Source organism: Curtobacterium sp. VKM Ac-2884 (assembly GCF_015350945.1).
Lineage (GTDB): Bacteria > Actinomycetota > Actinomycetes > Actinomycetales > Microbacteriaceae > Curtobacterium.
The window spans coordinates 85802-100136 of sequence record NZ_JADKSA010000007.1; the positions used below are offsets into that span (position 1 = coordinate 85802).

At 70.9% G+C, this 14335-nt stretch carries 12 protein-coding genes and 1 pseudogene; 8 read left to right on the top strand and 5 right to left on the bottom strand.

Features of this window, described 5'->3' with window-relative positions; genetic code table 11:
* Positions 1-37: 37 nt before the first annotated feature.
* Both ITJ60_RS17420 and ITJ60_RS17425 read left to right on the top strand, forming a co-directional pair.
* On the top strand, positions 38-1015 hold the full coding sequence (locus ITJ60_RS17420; RefSeq protein ID WP_111084848.1) for a ribose-phosphate diphosphokinase: 978 nt from the start codon (positions 38-40) through the stop codon (positions 1013-1015).
* Positions 1016-1089: 74 nt separating this feature from the next.
* Positions 1090-1869, top strand: a complete 780-nt coding sequence (locus ITJ60_RS17425) for a putative protein N(5)-glutamine methyltransferase (RefSeq protein WP_323749211.1) — start codon at positions 1090-1092, stop codon at positions 1867-1869.
* Positions 1870-2094: 225 nt separating this feature from the next.
* Here ITJ60_RS17425 and ITJ60_RS17430 read toward each other — a convergent pair whose 3' ends face one another.
* Positions 2095-3720: a molybdopterin-dependent oxidoreductase gene (locus ITJ60_RS17430; protein WP_194648848.1), complete on the bottom strand. Its 1626-nt coding sequence runs from the start codon at positions 3718-3720 to the stop codon at positions 2095-2097.
* A gap of 170 nt (positions 3721-3890) precedes the next feature.
* Here ITJ60_RS17430 and ITJ60_RS17435 point away from each other — a divergent pair, with 170 nt between their 5' ends.
* A complete protein-coding gene (locus ITJ60_RS17435; protein ID WP_194648849.1) occupies positions 3891-4535 on the top strand; it encodes a hypothetical protein in 645 nt (214 codons plus the stop codon).
* 117 nt (positions 4536-4652) lie between these two features.
* Here ITJ60_RS17435 and gndA read toward each other — a convergent pair whose 3' ends face one another.
* Positions 4653-6110 carry an NADP-dependent phosphogluconate dehydrogenase gene (gene gndA, locus ITJ60_RS17440; protein WP_123672992.1) on the bottom strand — a complete coding sequence of 486 codons (1458 nt, stop codon included), beginning with the start codon at positions 6108-6110 and terminating at the stop codon, positions 4653-4655.
* 109 nt (positions 6111-6219) lie between these two features.
* On the opposite strand from gndA, the gene ITJ60_RS17445 reads away from it, so the two are divergent.
* Positions 6220-6759 carry a gluconokinase gene (locus ITJ60_RS17445; RefSeq protein ID WP_123340625.1) on the top strand — a complete coding sequence of 180 codons (540 nt, stop codon included), beginning with the start codon at positions 6220-6222 and terminating at the stop codon, positions 6757-6759.
* A gap of 6 nt (positions 6760-6765) precedes the next feature.
* Here the strand turns inward: ITJ60_RS17445 and ITJ60_RS17450 are convergent, their stop codons facing one another.
* Positions 6766-7362: a class I SAM-dependent methyltransferase gene (locus ITJ60_RS17450; protein WP_194648850.1), complete on the bottom strand. Its 597-nt coding sequence runs from the start codon at positions 7360-7362 to the stop codon at positions 6766-6768.
* Between the two features lie 77 nt (positions 7363-7439).
* On the opposite strand from ITJ60_RS17450, the pseudogene ITJ60_RS19470 reads away from it, so the two are divergent.
* Positions 7440-8033: pseudogene (locus ITJ60_RS19470) on the top strand (sugar phosphate isomerase/epimerase family protein); the annotation flags it as partial.
* 198 nt (positions 8034-8231) lie between these two features.
* Here ITJ60_RS19470 and uxaC read toward each other — a convergent pair.
* Entirely contained in the window at positions 8232-9671 is a 1440-nt protein-coding gene (gene uxaC, locus ITJ60_RS17460; RefSeq protein WP_194648851.1) for a glucuronate isomerase, read from the bottom strand.
* A 74-nt stretch (positions 9672-9745) separates the two neighbouring features.
* Positions 9746-10810 carry a LacI family DNA-binding transcriptional regulator gene (locus ITJ60_RS17465; protein ID WP_416371919.1) on the bottom strand — a complete coding sequence of 355 codons (1065 nt, stop codon included), beginning with the start codon at positions 10808-10810 and terminating at the stop codon, positions 9746-9748.
* A gap of 122 nt (positions 10811-10932) precedes the next feature.
* Between ITJ60_RS17465 and ITJ60_RS17470 the strand changes: the two genes are divergently transcribed.
* The 3 genes from ITJ60_RS17470 to ITJ60_RS17480 are packed head-to-tail and all read left to right on the top strand — an operon-like array spanning position 10933 to position 14260.
* Positions 10933-12288 (top strand): ABC transporter substrate-binding protein, encoded by a 1356-nt coding sequence (locus tag ITJ60_RS17470; RefSeq protein WP_194648852.1) that lies wholly within the window; start codon positions 10933-10935, stop codon positions 12286-12288.
* The gene (locus ITJ60_RS17475) at positions 12288-13304 is read left to right on the top strand and encodes a carbohydrate ABC transporter permease (protein WP_123340631.1); all 1017 of its coding nucleotides are present in this window, start codon (positions 12288-12290) and stop codon (positions 13302-13304) included. The genes ITJ60_RS17470 and ITJ60_RS17475 overlap by 1 nt, the downstream gene beginning before the upstream one ends.
* Positions 13301-14260 carry a carbohydrate ABC transporter permease gene (locus ITJ60_RS17480; RefSeq protein ID WP_165901164.1) on the top strand — a complete coding sequence of 320 codons (960 nt, stop codon included), beginning with the start codon at positions 13301-13303 and terminating at the stop codon, positions 14258-14260. Before ITJ60_RS17475 ends, ITJ60_RS17480 begins: the two co-directional genes overlap by 4 nt.
* Positions 14261-14335: the final 75 nt, after the last annotated feature.

The window sequence follows — 14335 nt, forward strand, 5'->3', positions numbered from 1 at the left end:
CATCGACCCCACACGGGTCAGGGAGTGAGCACCGCACTTGTCCGGAATCAAGACAACCGGCCAGAAACGACTCGTCCTCGTCTCGGGGCGAGCACACCCGGCGCTCTCCGCCGAGATCGCAGAGGAACTCGGTGTCGACCTGGTCCCCACCGATGCCCGGACCTTCGCGAACGGTGAGCTGTACGTCCGGTTCGACGAGTCGGTCCGCGGGTGCGACGCGTTCGTCATCCAGTCGCACACGGCACCGATCAACGAGTGGCTCATGGAGCAGCTCATCATCGTCGACGCGCTGAAGCGGGCCTCGGCCAAGCGCATCACCGTCGTCGCGCCGTTCTACCCGTACGCCCGTCAGGACAAGAAGGGCCGCGGCCGCGAGCCGATCTCGGCCCGCCTGGTCGCCGACCTGTTCAAGGCAGCGGGCGCGCACCGCATCATGAGCGTCGACCTGCACGCCGCCCAGATCCAGGGCTTCTTCGACGGCCCGGTGGACCACCTCTTCGCCATGCCGGTGCTGCTCGAGCACTTCCGCGAGATCCTCGACCCGTCGATGCTGACGGTCGTGTCGCCCGACATGGGCCGCGTCCGCGTCGCCGACATCTGGTCCGAGAAGCTCGGCGCGCCCCTCGCCATCATCCACAAGCGTCGCGACCCGCTGGTCCCGAACCAGGTCACGGTCCACGAGATCGTCGGCGACGTCTCCGGCCGTTGGTGCCTACTCGTCGACGACCTGATCGACACCGGGCGCACGATCGCCAAGGCAGCTGAGGCGCTGAAGGAGGCCGGCGCGATCGGCGTCGTCGTCGCCGCGACCCACGCCGTGTTCTCCGACCCGGCCACCGAGCTGCTGCAGAGCGAGTTCATCGACCGCGTCGTCGTCACCGACACCCTGCCGGTGCCGGTCGAGAAGCGCTGGGACCGCCTCGAGATCCTGCCGATCGCCCCGCTCCTGGCCCGCGCCATCCACGAGGTCTTCGACGACGGGTCCGTCACGTCGATGTTCGACGGCGCAGCGTAGCGGAGCCGTCGAACCATGGGCACAGCCGACGGCGCCTCACCGTCTCGTCGACGTGACGTGTCTGCGGAACGTTGGTGACCCATCCCGCGCGTGACGCCCTCGCGGCCCGGCTCCGGGTCGCGGGGAGCGTCTTCGCCGAGGACGAAGCCGACCTGCTCCTCGAGGCCGGCACCGGTGAGCCCGTCCGGCTGCGTTCCCTGGTCCAGCGTCGCCTCGCCGGTGAGCCACTCGAGTACGTCCTCGGCTGGGCCGCCTTCGACGGACACCGCATCCGGGTGGCCCCTGGTGTGTTCGTCCCCCGTGCCCGGACGACCGTCGTCGTCGAGCAGGCCGCCCGTCGGTTGCAGCGCTACGACCGCGTGGTCGACCTGTGCTGCGGTGCTGGAGCGATCTCGGTGGCGTTGTTCGGCCGGGTCGGTGCACTCGACCTCGTGGCAACGGACATCGACCCGGACGCCGTCGACGTCGCGGCCGAGAACATCGGCGACCGCGGGATCGTCGTCGCCGGTGACCTGTTCGCGCCACTGCCCGATCGGTTCCGCGGCGCTGTGGACGTCATCGCGGTGAACGCCCCCTACGTCCCGACGGCATCGATCGCGCTGATGCCGGTCGAAGCGCGTGAGCACGAGCACCGTGTGGCCCTCGACGGCGGGGCGGACGGCCTCGACCTGCACCGGCGGATCGCCGCGGGAGCGGGGGAGTGGCTGCGCCCCGGTGGTTCGGTCGTGATCGAGGTCTCCGTGGCGCAGGCGGACGCGTCGGTCGCGGCGTTCGTGGCCGCCGGGTTCACGGCCATGGTCGAGCAGGACGACGAGGTCGACGGAACCTGCGTCGTCGCGACGCTCCCCGCCTGACCCGCACGAGTTCGACCCGACGAGCCCGAGCCGCACGGGCTCGACCCGCGCAGTTCGGCCGGTGCCTGGTTCGCCGCCCGGTCGCGACACGCCGCTCACTTCCGCCGAGGTCGCACAGAGGGCCGTTCGGGCGCTCGACATGCCGAGATCTCGGAACCTCGACGACCAGCGGACGGCGTGCCACGTGCCACGTGCCGCCACGACCCGTCCCCACCCCCGACCGCGCTACTTCGCGTCGACCGTCACGGACGCCCAGCCCGAAGCACCGTTCGGCGCGGGCGGCCGCTCGACGCTCGTCTGCACCTCGCCGTCGGCGCTCACGGCACGGACCTCGATCCGGTGCGACCCCGCGGTCGGCGTCCACCGCAGCACCCACTGGCGCCAGGTGTCCGCGGACACCGACTCGGCGAGTTCCGCCTGCTGCCACGCACCCGAGCCGACCCGGACCTGCACGGCCTTCACCCCGGTGTGCGGCTGCCAGGCGACCCCGGCGATGGCGACCTGCTCACCGACGGTCACGGTCGTCCCGTTCCGTGGGGTGTCGATGCGCGACTCGAGCTTCACGGGCCCCCGCTCCGACCATCCGCGCGGTGTCCAGTAGCCCTGCGCATCGGCGAAGCGCGTGACCTCCATCTCGGTCACCCACTTCGTCGCCGACACGTAGCCGAACAGCCCGGGCACGACCATCCGTGCCGGGAACCCGTGCTCGGTCGGCAGCGGTTCACCGTTCATGCCGATGGCGAGCAGCGCGTCGGTGCCCTCGTCCTGCAGGACGTCGAGCGGCGTCCCGGCGGTGAACCCGTCGATGCTGCGGGACAGCACCATGTCGGCGTCCCCGGTCGGCTTCGCGCGCGCCAGCAGCTCACGGATCGGGTACCCGAGCCAGAGCGCGTTGCCGATCAGGTCGCCGCCGACCTCGTTGGACACGCAGCTCAGGGTGGCCATGTGCTCTTCGAGCGGCAGGGCGAGCAGCTCGTCCCACGTCAGCGTCACCTCGTTCTCGACGGCGCCGTGGATGCGCAGGCTCCAGTCGGCCGGGTCGATCGACGGGACGCGCAGCGCGGTGTCGATCCGGTAGAAGTCGGCGTTCGGGGTGACGTACGGCGTGATCCCGTCGACGTCGAGCGAGGCGCCGCCCGGCACGGCCGGTGCGGGTGTCGCCGCCGCGGGCAGGCGCACGGCTCGTCGGGCAGCGGCGACCGCCTGCATCGCGGACGACCCCACCCGGGAGGCCGTGCCCACCACGACCGCGACCGCTGCGGTACCGACGCCCCAGACCAGGAACGCGCGGCGCTCGGTCGAGGCAGGTCGCGGTGACGCCGACGGGACGGCCGCTGCGGCCTCCCAGCGCCGGAGCCGGCGGAGCAGCAGCCGCAGGGTGATCACAGCGGCCGCCACGCCGAACACGGTGGGAGCGCCGTCGAACGTGCCGCTGCCGGAACGGGTGCTCACCGCGATGAGCGCGAGTACGCCGCCGACGGCGAAGACGAGTGCCCCGAAGGGCGGCCGAGCGCGCTCGAGGACCCCGGCCCCGGCGCTGATCGCGGCGACGATGACGGTCATGAGCGCGAAGAGCGCGACCTTGTCGCCGGTGCCGAACAGGGCGACCATCAGGTTCTTGGCCCCGGCCGGTGCGAGGTCGATCACGGCCGACCCGACGGCCACCAACGGGCTGCCGGCACCACCGAGGAGCAGCGCCCCGAACTCGGCGATCCCGAGGAAGGCGGCGGCGGCCACGAGACCGACGGCCGCAGCGAGGACCGCGGGCCGGCGGAGCGGGGCTCCGGCGGGGCGTTCGTCCGTCGATGGGTCGTCCGGCGTCGGGACGTCCGTGGTGCGTTCGGTGGTCACCGCCCGAGCGTAGGTCGCCCGGCCGCTCGTCGGCTGTGCGTGCGGTTCCCCGGGCGTTCACCGACCCCGGCCAGCACCTGCCGATCGGGCCGTGCGAGGATCGGGGTGTGCCGAGGCGTCCAGATCCAGTTCCGCGCCCCGGCCGCGGCCGCCGCTCCGACCGCACACCGATGTCGGCCGCGCAGCGCCTGTCCACGTTGCGGTGGGTGATCGTGGGCATCTGGGCGGCGCTCCTCACCGCACGCATCATCGTCGTCGCGACGGCGCCCGATGCCGACCTGTCCTGGTACGGGATCGTCGAGTTCGGCGCCATCGCGGTCGGCGTCACGGTCATCGTGGTCGCGGTCTTCCGTGCCGCTGCGGTCCGACGCCGGCATGCCGACGAGGCCCTCGCGCTCGCCATCCGCCGCATCGACCCCACGGTCTGGCTCGTGCCGGCGGCTCCGACGACCGAACTGCGCGACGCGATCGCCGAGGTCCGGCCGGAGGTCAGCCTCGGTGCGCGCGTGACCTGGGCGTTCGGGGCGACCGAGGCCTCCCTGTGGGAACTCGACGACCGCAAGGCCACACGGTTGCTCGTGGTCCGGTGGAGCCGGGTGGTGCACGTCGGGATCGAGGACGTCCACGGAGACGGCGACCGCGCGGACGGACGCCGGGCCTGTGCGGTCGCGATCCACTACGTCCGACCGGACGACACTCCGGCGGTCGCGACCTTCTTCGTGCGAACGGCTCCCGGCTCCCGTCGGCTGCTCGGCCGCGGGCCACGCCTGGACCGGCTCGTCGCCGACCTCGCGCGCGAGCGCATCGTCGCCTGAACCGAGCGCATCGTCGTGACCGGGCACTTCGTCGCCTGAACCGAGCACCCAGCGGTCGGACGTGGGAAGGGCCCCGCCGATCGGCAGGGCCCTTCGAGGGTGCGGTCGTGCCGCGGTCTAGTGGGTCGACGGTTCCTGGTCGACCTCTCGGCGGTCGTCGTCGGACCACAGCGTGTGGAAGGTGCCGTCCTTGTCGATGCGCTGGTAGGTGTGCGCCCCGAAGAAGTCGCGCTGCCCCTGGATGAGCGAGGCGGGCAGCCGCTCGGAGGCGAGCGAGTCGAAGTAGGACAGCGCCGACGAGAAGCCCGGCGCGGGGATCCCCGACGCGGCGGCGATCCCGACGATGCGGCGCCAGGCGGCTTCGCCCTCCTGCACGGCGTTCGCGAAGTACGGGTCGACGAGCAGTGACTCGAGCTCCGGGTTCTTGTCGTACGCCTCGACGATGCGGTTGAGGAACTGGGCGCGGATGATGCAGCCGCCCCGCCAGATCTTCGCCACGTTGCCGAGGTTGATGTCCCAGCCGTACTCCTTGGCCCCGGCGATGATCAGGTCGAAGCCCTGCGCGTAGGCGACGACCTTCGAGGCGTAGAGCGCCGCGCGGACGTCGTCCTCGAAGCCGTCGGGGACCTCGGCGATGTCGGGCCGGTCCGGGAACGCCTGCTGCACCGCGGCACGCTGCGACGGCTTCGACGACACCGCGCGGGCGAACACCGCTTCGCCGATGCCGGAGACCGGGATGCCGAGCCCGACCGCGTTCTGCACGGTCCACACGCCGGTGCCCTTGGACCCCGCCTCGTCGCGGATGACGTCGACGAGGGGCTTGCCGGAGTCGGCGTCGCGCTGCTTCAGGACCTCGACCGTGATCTCGATCAGGTAGGACTCGAGGTCGCCGCCGTTCCACTCCTGGAACACCTTGACCAGGTCCTCGACGGAGAGCCCGCCGACGCGGCGGAGCAGGTCGTAGGACTCGGCGATGAGCTGCATGTCGGCGTACTCGATGCCGTTGTGCACCATCTTGACGAAGTGGCCGGCGCCGTCGGTGCCGATGTGGGTCACGCAGGGCTCGCCCTCGGCGACCGCCGCGATCGACTTCAGGATCGGTCCGAGGGTCTCCCAGGCTTCCTTCGAGCCGCCGGGCATGATCGACGGACCCTTGAGCGCGCCCTCTTCACCACCGGAGATGCCCGTGCCGACGAAGTTGAGGCCCTTCTCGCGCAGGTCGTGCTCACGCCGGATCGTGTCGTGGAAGTTGGCGTTGCCGCCGTCGACGATGATGTCGCCTTCCTCGAACTTCTCGGCGAGCTGCGAGATCACGGCGTCGGTGCCCTTGCCGGCCTGCACCATGATGATCGCCGTGCGTGGCTTCGAGAGCGAGGCGACGAAGCCGTCGATGTCCTCGGACGCGATGAAGCCGGCATCGCCGTGCTCCTTGATGAGTTCTTCGGTGCGGGCGTAGGTGCGGTTGTACACCGCGACCGTGTTGCCCTCACGCGACGCGAGGTTGCGTGCGAGGTTCGACCCCATGACGGCGAGGCCGATGACCCCGATGTTCGCCTGACCAGTGCTGTCTGCCACGTCGTCTCCTTTGTCCGGACGTGACACCAACCTACGGTCGGCGCCCTGGGACCGCACGGGTGTTACGGCAACTGGGGACCACTGTTCACCCCGTCAATACTGTGGAGGGATGACCGACACCGCTGTCCTCCCGCCCGTCCTCGTCATGGGCGTCTCCGGTTCCGGCAAGTCCACGATCGGGCAGGCACTCGCCGATGCGCTCGCCGAGCAGGGCCAACCGACCGTGTTCGTCGATGCCGACGACCTGCACCCGGCCGCGAACAAGGAGAAGATGCGGCAGGGCATCCCGCTCACCGACGACGACCGCTGGCCGTGGCTCGACGCCTGCGCCGCGCGGATCGCCGCGGTCGAGGCGTCCGGGAGCCGCTGCGTGATGGCCAACTCCGCCCTCAAGCGCGTCTACCGCGATCGGCTCCGGCAGTCGGCGCCGGGCCTCGTCATCGCGTTCCTGGACGGCTCGCACGACCTCATCGCCGAGCGGCAGGCGCACCGGCACCACGAGTACATGCCGTCGTCGCTGCTCGACTCCCAGTTCGCGACGCTCGAACGGCCGCAGCCCGACGAGGCCGCCGTCGACGTCTCCATCGACGGGCCGGTCGACGACACGGTGACGACGATCCTCGCGGCGCTGTCGGTCACTTCCGGCTGAGGCACCTCACCGCCGCGTCGCGCGGACGGCAGCGTGCGGCCGTCGTCCCGGATCGACCCGGAACCGGACGTCCACCACGTCGAACCCGTGGTCGTCGAGGACCTCCGCCAGCGCGCTCGTCGGCCACCGGTACGCCGTGACGACCGCGTGGTCGAAGGACTCGATCGAGGGCCCCTCGAAGAACCCGACCAGCAGGCCGCCGCCCGGCCGGAGCACTCTGCGGAACTCGGCGAAGACCGCGCCGACGCCGGACGGATCGTGGTGGATCACGGAGTACCAGGCGAGCACCCCGTCGACGCTGCCGTCGTCGAGACCGGTGGACTCGATCGCGCCCAGGCGGAAGTCGACGCCGTCGTGCGCGCGTCGTGCGTGCTCGACGAAGGATGCGACCGCGTCGATGCCGATCACTGCGTGCCCACGATCCGCCAGGTGTGCGGCCCAGTGCCCCGGCCCGCACCCTGCGTCGAGGATGCGAGCACCGGATCCCGACGCCCAGGCCTCGACCTGTGTCCGGTCCTCGTCGTGGACGGCCGTCATCGATCCGAGGAGATCCGCGTACTCGCCCGCACGGTCGCCGTACGCAGCGGTGACGTCGAGGTCCATCGTCCGACCGTACCGGCGCCGGTGGCAACGGACGGCAACAGTCGCCGTCGGCGCCTTGGACGAGTTGCATGGACCGCATGTCGTCCAGGGGACTCGGCGTCGTGGCCGGGGCAGAACTGACCGAGGTGGTCCGCCGCGCGGGCGCCGACCACGTGGAGCCGACGATCGCCGGCAACCTCGCGGTCCGCGACGGAGCCGGGTGGCGGCGGAACGAGGTCTACGCCGGCCAGCGGTTCCCGTCCTTCGCCGTCCTGGTGCCCGGCGACCTCCCGCTGCTGACCACGGAGCTCGGGACGGTCCGGTCCTCCTTCGAGTCGGTCCTGCCGATCGTGCGGTCGGTCGCGGAACCGAGCGCGACGATCGTCTTCGGGTCGGGAACCGCTCGGAACGCCCCCGACGGCATGGCGGGCGTCGACGCCCTGCGCCGGTTCGGCGAGGTGGTCCGGACCGCGCGCGACGTGGCGGCGGCGAACGACCTGCGCATCGTGGTGGAGCCGCTGAGCCGCGCGGAGACGAACGTCCTGCACACGGTCGATGCGACGGTGGCGTTCCTCGACGCTGCAGCCCTCGACGGCGTCGGCGTCGTCGCCGACCTGTTCCACATCCGGAACGAGGGCGAGTCCTTCGAGGTCCTGCGGCGCCACGGCGACCGGATCGGGCACGTCCACCTCAGCGATCCGGACCGTCGGCCCCCGGCACGGTCGACGACGTCTGGCGCGAGTTCCTCGCCGCCGTGCACGACGGCGGGTACCGGGGCGCCGTCTCGCTCGAGTGCCGGTGGGCGCCCGACGCCGAGACCGCCGAAGCCGAGATCCGTTCCGCGCTGGAACGCGTCCGCAGCGTCACGGTCCCGGCCCCGGCCCGCACCGCTACAGCTTGAACGTCGCCCGCGGGATGTCGGACACGATGCGCCCCGCGGTGCGGACGGCGTCCTCTTCCGAGATCTCGTGCGTGACGACGAGCGACGCCAGGTACGCCGCGTCCGCTCGCCGCGCCATGTCGTGCCGCGCGGGGATGGAGCAGTACGCCCGGGTGTCGTCGATGAACCCGGAGGTCTTCGTGAACGACGCCGAGTCGGTGATCGCGGAGCGGTAGCGGCCGATCGCCGCCGGGGTGTCGATGAACCACCACGGGGCTCCGGCGTACACGGCGGGGTAGAAGCCGGCGAGCGGGCCGATCTCGCGCGAGAAGACGGTCTCGTCGACGGTGAACAGCACGAGGTGGAAGCCCGGAGCGGTGCCGAAGGACTCCAGGAGCGGCCGCAGCGGCGTGGTGAAGGACCCGACGGCGGGCAGGTCGTGGCCGGTGTCCGGGCCGAAGCGTTCGAGCGTCGGCGCGTGGTGGTTCCGGACGACGCCGGGGTGCAGCTGCATGACGAGGCCGTCCTCGACGCTCATCTCGGCCCAGCGGTAGAGCATGTCGTGCCGGTACGCGGTGGCGTCCGCCTCGGAGACGGAAGACGGGTCGCGGAGCGCCGCGGCGTGGATACGCTCGCGCGACGTGGCGGACAACGGCGACGACCCGGCGTCGAGCACCCCGGTGTCCGTGGCGGTCGCGCCGTGCTCGATGAAGTACTGGCGACGTGCGCGCAGTGCTGCCAACAGCCCTGCGTGGGTGCCCGTGTCGATGCCGGCGGCCTCGCCGACGGACGCGACCACGGGCCTCCAGTCCGACCGCGACGGGTCGAACACGGCGTCCGCGCGGAACGTGGGGACCACCCGGCCGGTGAACGTGGGGTCGGCGGCGAGCTGCGCGTGCGCGGCGAGGTCGTCGGCGGGGCCGTCGGTGGTGGCGAGGACCTCGATGCCGAAGGTGTCGAACAGCGCGCGCGGGCGGAAGGCGGGCGACGCCAGCAGGCCGGCGATGTGGTCGTACTGGGCGTCGGCGTTCGCCGCCGACGGCTGCTCCGTCAGCCCGAAGACGTCGTGCAGCTCGGTCTCGAACCAGTAGCGGACGGGGGTGCCGAGGAAGTCGTCCCAGTGGTCCGCCAGGTTCCGCCAGATGGCACGACCGGGAGGCACGGGGCTGGTCCCCGACAGGTCGGCGCGTCCCAGTGCGGCCAGGTCCACCCCGTTCGCGTGCAGCAGGCGGAGCACGTAGTGGTCGGGCGTGATGAGCAGCGACGCGGGGTCGCTGAACGGCTGGTCTGCGGCGATGAGTGCCGCGTCGACGTGGCCGTGCGGGGAGATGATCGGTGCGTCCTTGACCGAGTCGTAGACGGTCCGTGCCACCTGGCGTGCACCGGGGTCGGCGGGGAGCAGCCGGTCGGGGTGCGGGGCGAGACGGGTGGCGGTGCTGGTCTGGGTCATCATCGACTCCTTCGAGAACGGTACGGACGGCGGGGCGCGGCAGGGCCGGCGGGTGCAGCGGGCGTGCGCCAGTGTCAGGCGGGCGCAGGACCCGTCGACTCCCGGACGGTCAGGTGGGTGGGCAGTGCGACGGCGCCGGTCATGTGCTCACCGGGCAGCTCGTCGGCGGGGATGGCACCGAGGCGGCCGAGCAGCATCCGGATCGCGACCCGTCCGGCGCGTTCGATCGGCGAGGTCATGGTGGTGAGCGGCGGGTTGCAGAAGTCGGCACCGAAGATGTCGTCGCAGCCGACGATGCTCATGTCCTCGGGGACGCGGACGCCCCGTTCCCGCAGCCGCGCGAGCATGCCGATCGCGATCAGGTCGTTGAAGGCGATGCAGGCCGTGGCCCCGGCGTGCACGGCGGCGTCGGCGGCTGCGGCTCCGGAGTCGACGAACGGCGCGTGCGGCCCGATGCGGGCGACGCGGACCCCGAGGCGCTTCGCGACGCGCACGAGCGCCTTCCACCGGCGTTCGTTCGACCACGAGCTGTCCGGACCGGCGACGTAGAGCACGTCGCGGTGGCCCAGGGAGACGAGGTGCTGCACGGCCTGCTCGACGCCGCCGGGGGTGTCGATGAGCACCGAGGGCACCCCGGCGGGGCGACGGTTGACGACGACGAGGGGGATCCGTTCGGCGAACCGGGCGATCTGCGCGTCGGACAGGCGTGAGGCGGTGAGGACGACGCCGTCGGCCTTCGCACCGATCGAGCTCAGGGTGGCGAGTTCGGCGTCGGCGGACTCCTCGGTGTCGACGAGCAACTGCGTCCACCCGGCGCCGGCGAGCTGGTGCTGCGTGCCACGGATGACGTCGAAGTAGAACGGGTTCGTGATGTCGGAGACGAGCACGGCGACGGCCCGGGTGCGGCCGGACGTCAGGGCGCGTGCCTGCGAGTTGGCGACGTAGCCGAGTTCGCGGGCCGCGCGTTGGATGCGCTCCTGCGTGGTGTGGTTCACGCGGTCGGGCAGCGAGAGCGCGCGGGACACGGTCGACGGGGCCACGCCGGTCGCGTCGGCGATGTCCCGGATGGTCACGCGTCGGGCAGCGCTGAAGCCGGCGCCGGCGCCGGCGCCGGAGACGTCGATGTCTGTGTCGCTCACGAGGCCGAACGTATTCGCGTCTGGCAACAAGTGGCAACCGGTTGCCGGATGTTGCCAACGGCGGAACAGTGGTGCCACCGGGCAGCGCCGCCCGGAGGAGGTCTCGAGGAGGAAGCCCCCGGATGAACAGAACACGGCTGAAGCCCCGCACCCTCGTCGGTGCCGTCGCGGTGATCGCCCTCGCCGCTCTCTCCCTGCAGGGCTGCGCCGTCGTGAACGGCAGCGGCGACGACCCGAACACCCTCCGCGTGATGATGGGCGCGGACACCACGTACCCCAAGGAGCGCAAGCAGTGGCAGCAGGACACCGCTGCCGAGTTCAAGCGCACCACCGGTGCGGACATCCAGTGGGAGACCTACTCGTCCGCGCAAGAGGAGTTGACCGCCATCCAGACCAGCGTCATCTCCGGCCAGGGCCCCGACGTCTACGCCATCGGCACCACGTTCACCCCGACCGCCTACGCCACCGGTGCCTTCGTCGAGATGGGATCGAAGGAGTGGAACGCCATCGGCGGCAAGGACCAGTTCGACCCGGCCTCGTTCGGCATCTCGGGGCCGAGCGACTCGAAGCAGATCGGGATCCCGTTCGCCAGCCGTCCGTTCGTGATGGCCGTCAACAAGGACCTCCTCGCGAAGGCCGGCATCACCGACATGCCGACCACGTGGGACGAGCTGACCGAGGACGCGAAGGCCACCACCGGTGACGGTCGGCACGGCCTGGCGATCGCCTACGCCGACGGCTTCGACCCGTGGAAGTTCGTGTGGGGCATGGCGCAGAACGCCGGCAACACCATCGTCGACGGCTCGAAGGCCGAGATCGACAGCGACGCCGTCGAGAACGCGTACCGGACCTACTTCGACTGGGTCACGAAGGACGGCGTCGTCGACAAGGCCGCGATCGGCTGGAACAACGCGCAGGCCCTGGCACAGTTCACCGAGGGCAAGGCCGCGTTCTTCCCGATGACGACCACCACCGCGATCAACTCGTTCAAGGACACCAAGGTCGACGGCAAGTACGAGTTCGCCCTGCTCCCCACCGTCCCGCCGGGGGTCAGCGAGCGTCCGGCCGACGGCATCGAGGCCGCGAGCATCCTGTCCGGCGACAACTGGGTGGTGGCCGACTACGGCACGAAGCAGCAGCTGTCCTTCGACTTCGTCAAGCAGCTCAGCGCACCGAAGGCGCAGCTCGAGTACTACGACCTGTTCGGCAACCTGCCGACCAACGCCTCCGCCGCCGCCGACCTGGCCGCCGACAACCCGCAGCTCAAGCCGATCATCGACGCGGGCCGCCTGTCGAAGCCCACCGCCTTCACCGGCGCCTGGTCCGACATCCAGCTCGCCCTGGTCGACGTGGTCGTGCAGTCGATCCCGTCGCTCAAGAGCGGCGAGGTCACCGACGACCAGCTCCGCAAGCGTCTGCAGGACGCCCAGAAGGACGCCCAGTCCACCCTCGACCGTCAGAAGAACGGAGGTCTGTGATGACCAGCACCCAGACCAGACCGCCGCAGCGCACGGAGCAGACGGTCCGCCCGCACGGCACGACGCCGCTGTACAAGAAGGAGCGTCCGCTCTGGATGCTCATCCCCGGCGGGGTCCTCATGCTCGCCGTCATCGTGGTGCCGCTCCTGGTGGGCTTCTACATCGCGATGCTCGACCTGGACCAGTACACGCTGCGGCAGTGGTTCAGCGCCCCCTTCGTCGGCTTCGCGAACTTCACCGAGGCCTTCACGAACTCGCCCCTGCTCCACTCCATCTGGATCTCGGTGTCGCTGTCCGTCCTGGTCACCGCGGTCACCGTCCCGATCGGCGTCGCGGCCGCGATCTCGACGCAGAACCGCTTCCCGGGGCGCGGCCTCGTCCGGTCGATCTACCTGATCCCCTACGTGCTGCCCGCGTTCGTCGTCGGCACGTTCTTCCGCACGATGCTGCAGCCGCAGGGCGTCGTGAACTCGATCCTGCACACCGACGTGCTCTGGCTGAACGGCTCCGCGTCCTACTGGGCGCTGGCCGGCGTGATGATCTGGACGAGCTGGCCGTTCGTCTACCTGCTGTCGCTCGCCGGGCTGCAGGCCGTGGACAACGAGGTGCACGAGGCCGCCGCGCTCGACGGGGTGACCTGGTGGGCGAAGCTGCGCTACATCATCTTCCCGTACCTGCGCGGGCCGCTCAGCCTGGCGGTGATCATCGCGATCCTGCACAACATCAACAACTTCACCCTGCCGTTCGTGCTGTTCGGCATCCCGCTGCCGTCGAGCGTCGAGGTCATGCCCGTCCTGACGTACATCGCGAGCTTCCAGTCGTTCCGCTTCGGTCTGTCCGCGGCCATGGCGATCTGCTCGCTCGTGATCGTCGCCATCCCGTTGTTCGTCTACCTGCGAGCCGTCAAGCTCGACACCGGTGACGACGCGGGCCCCAACCGGAAGCAGCGCCGCGCCGACCGCGCCACGCTCGCCGCCGCCCCGACCGCCGCCGACATCGACGGAGCACGAGCATGAGCGCCCAGAGCACATCCTTCGCCGGCACCACCCGGACCCGCCCGACGTCGACCCTGACCGAGAGCATCACCGCGCCCGGTCGACGCCACAAGCGCCCCTACGACACCGACGTCACCCGGCTCCTGCCCCGCTGGCTGCTCATCGTGGTGATCGCGATCATCATCGCGTTCATCGCCGTCCCGGTCCTGTACATCCTGTTCGGCTCGGTGAACTCGGACGTCGCGGTCGCCCGCGGCGAGTACTTCCCGTCCGAGTTCACGCTGTCGAACTACGTCGAGATCTGGTCGACGGTCGCCCTCGGCGAGGGGCTGGTCAACTCGATGCTCACCGCCGGCGCGGTCGCCATCGCGAGTGCCGCGCTCGCCGTGTCCACCGCGTACGTGCTGGTCCGGTTCCGGTTCCTCGGTCGCCTGACCATCCTGCGTGGGCTCCTCGCGCTGCAGTCGATCCCCGGCACGCTCCTGCTGCTGCCCGTGTTCGTGGTGTTCTCGAACATCGCCAGTGCCACGGGCGTGCAGATCATCGGCACCCGCTGGGGTCTGTTCGTCACCTACCTGACGTTCGCCCTGCCGTTCTCGACCTGGGTGATGGTCACCTACCTGCGTGGTCTGCCCAAGGAACTCGAGGAGGCCGCCCGCATCGACGGCGCCTCGAGCACGAAGATCCTGACGAAGATCGTCCTGCCGCTGTCGTGGCCCGGCATCGTCGTCTCGGCGATCTTCGCCTTCCTGCTCGGCTGGAACGACGTCCTGTTCTCCACGATCATGACGACCCCGAACACCCGGACGGTGGCCGTGGTCCTGCAGGTGCTCGGCACCGCGCAGGAAGGCGGTGCTGTCCCGATCTACGGCCAGATGATGGCCGCCTCGATCGTCTGCGCCGTGCCGGTCGTCGCCCTGTACCTCATCTTCCAGCGCTACCTCGTGGGCGGTCTGACGGCCGGCTCCGTCAAGTGAGCGCGGCAGTCACCGCAACCCAGAACCGGACTGGAGGCCCGTGGCGGCCCCGCCACGCGCCTCCCGTCCGACACG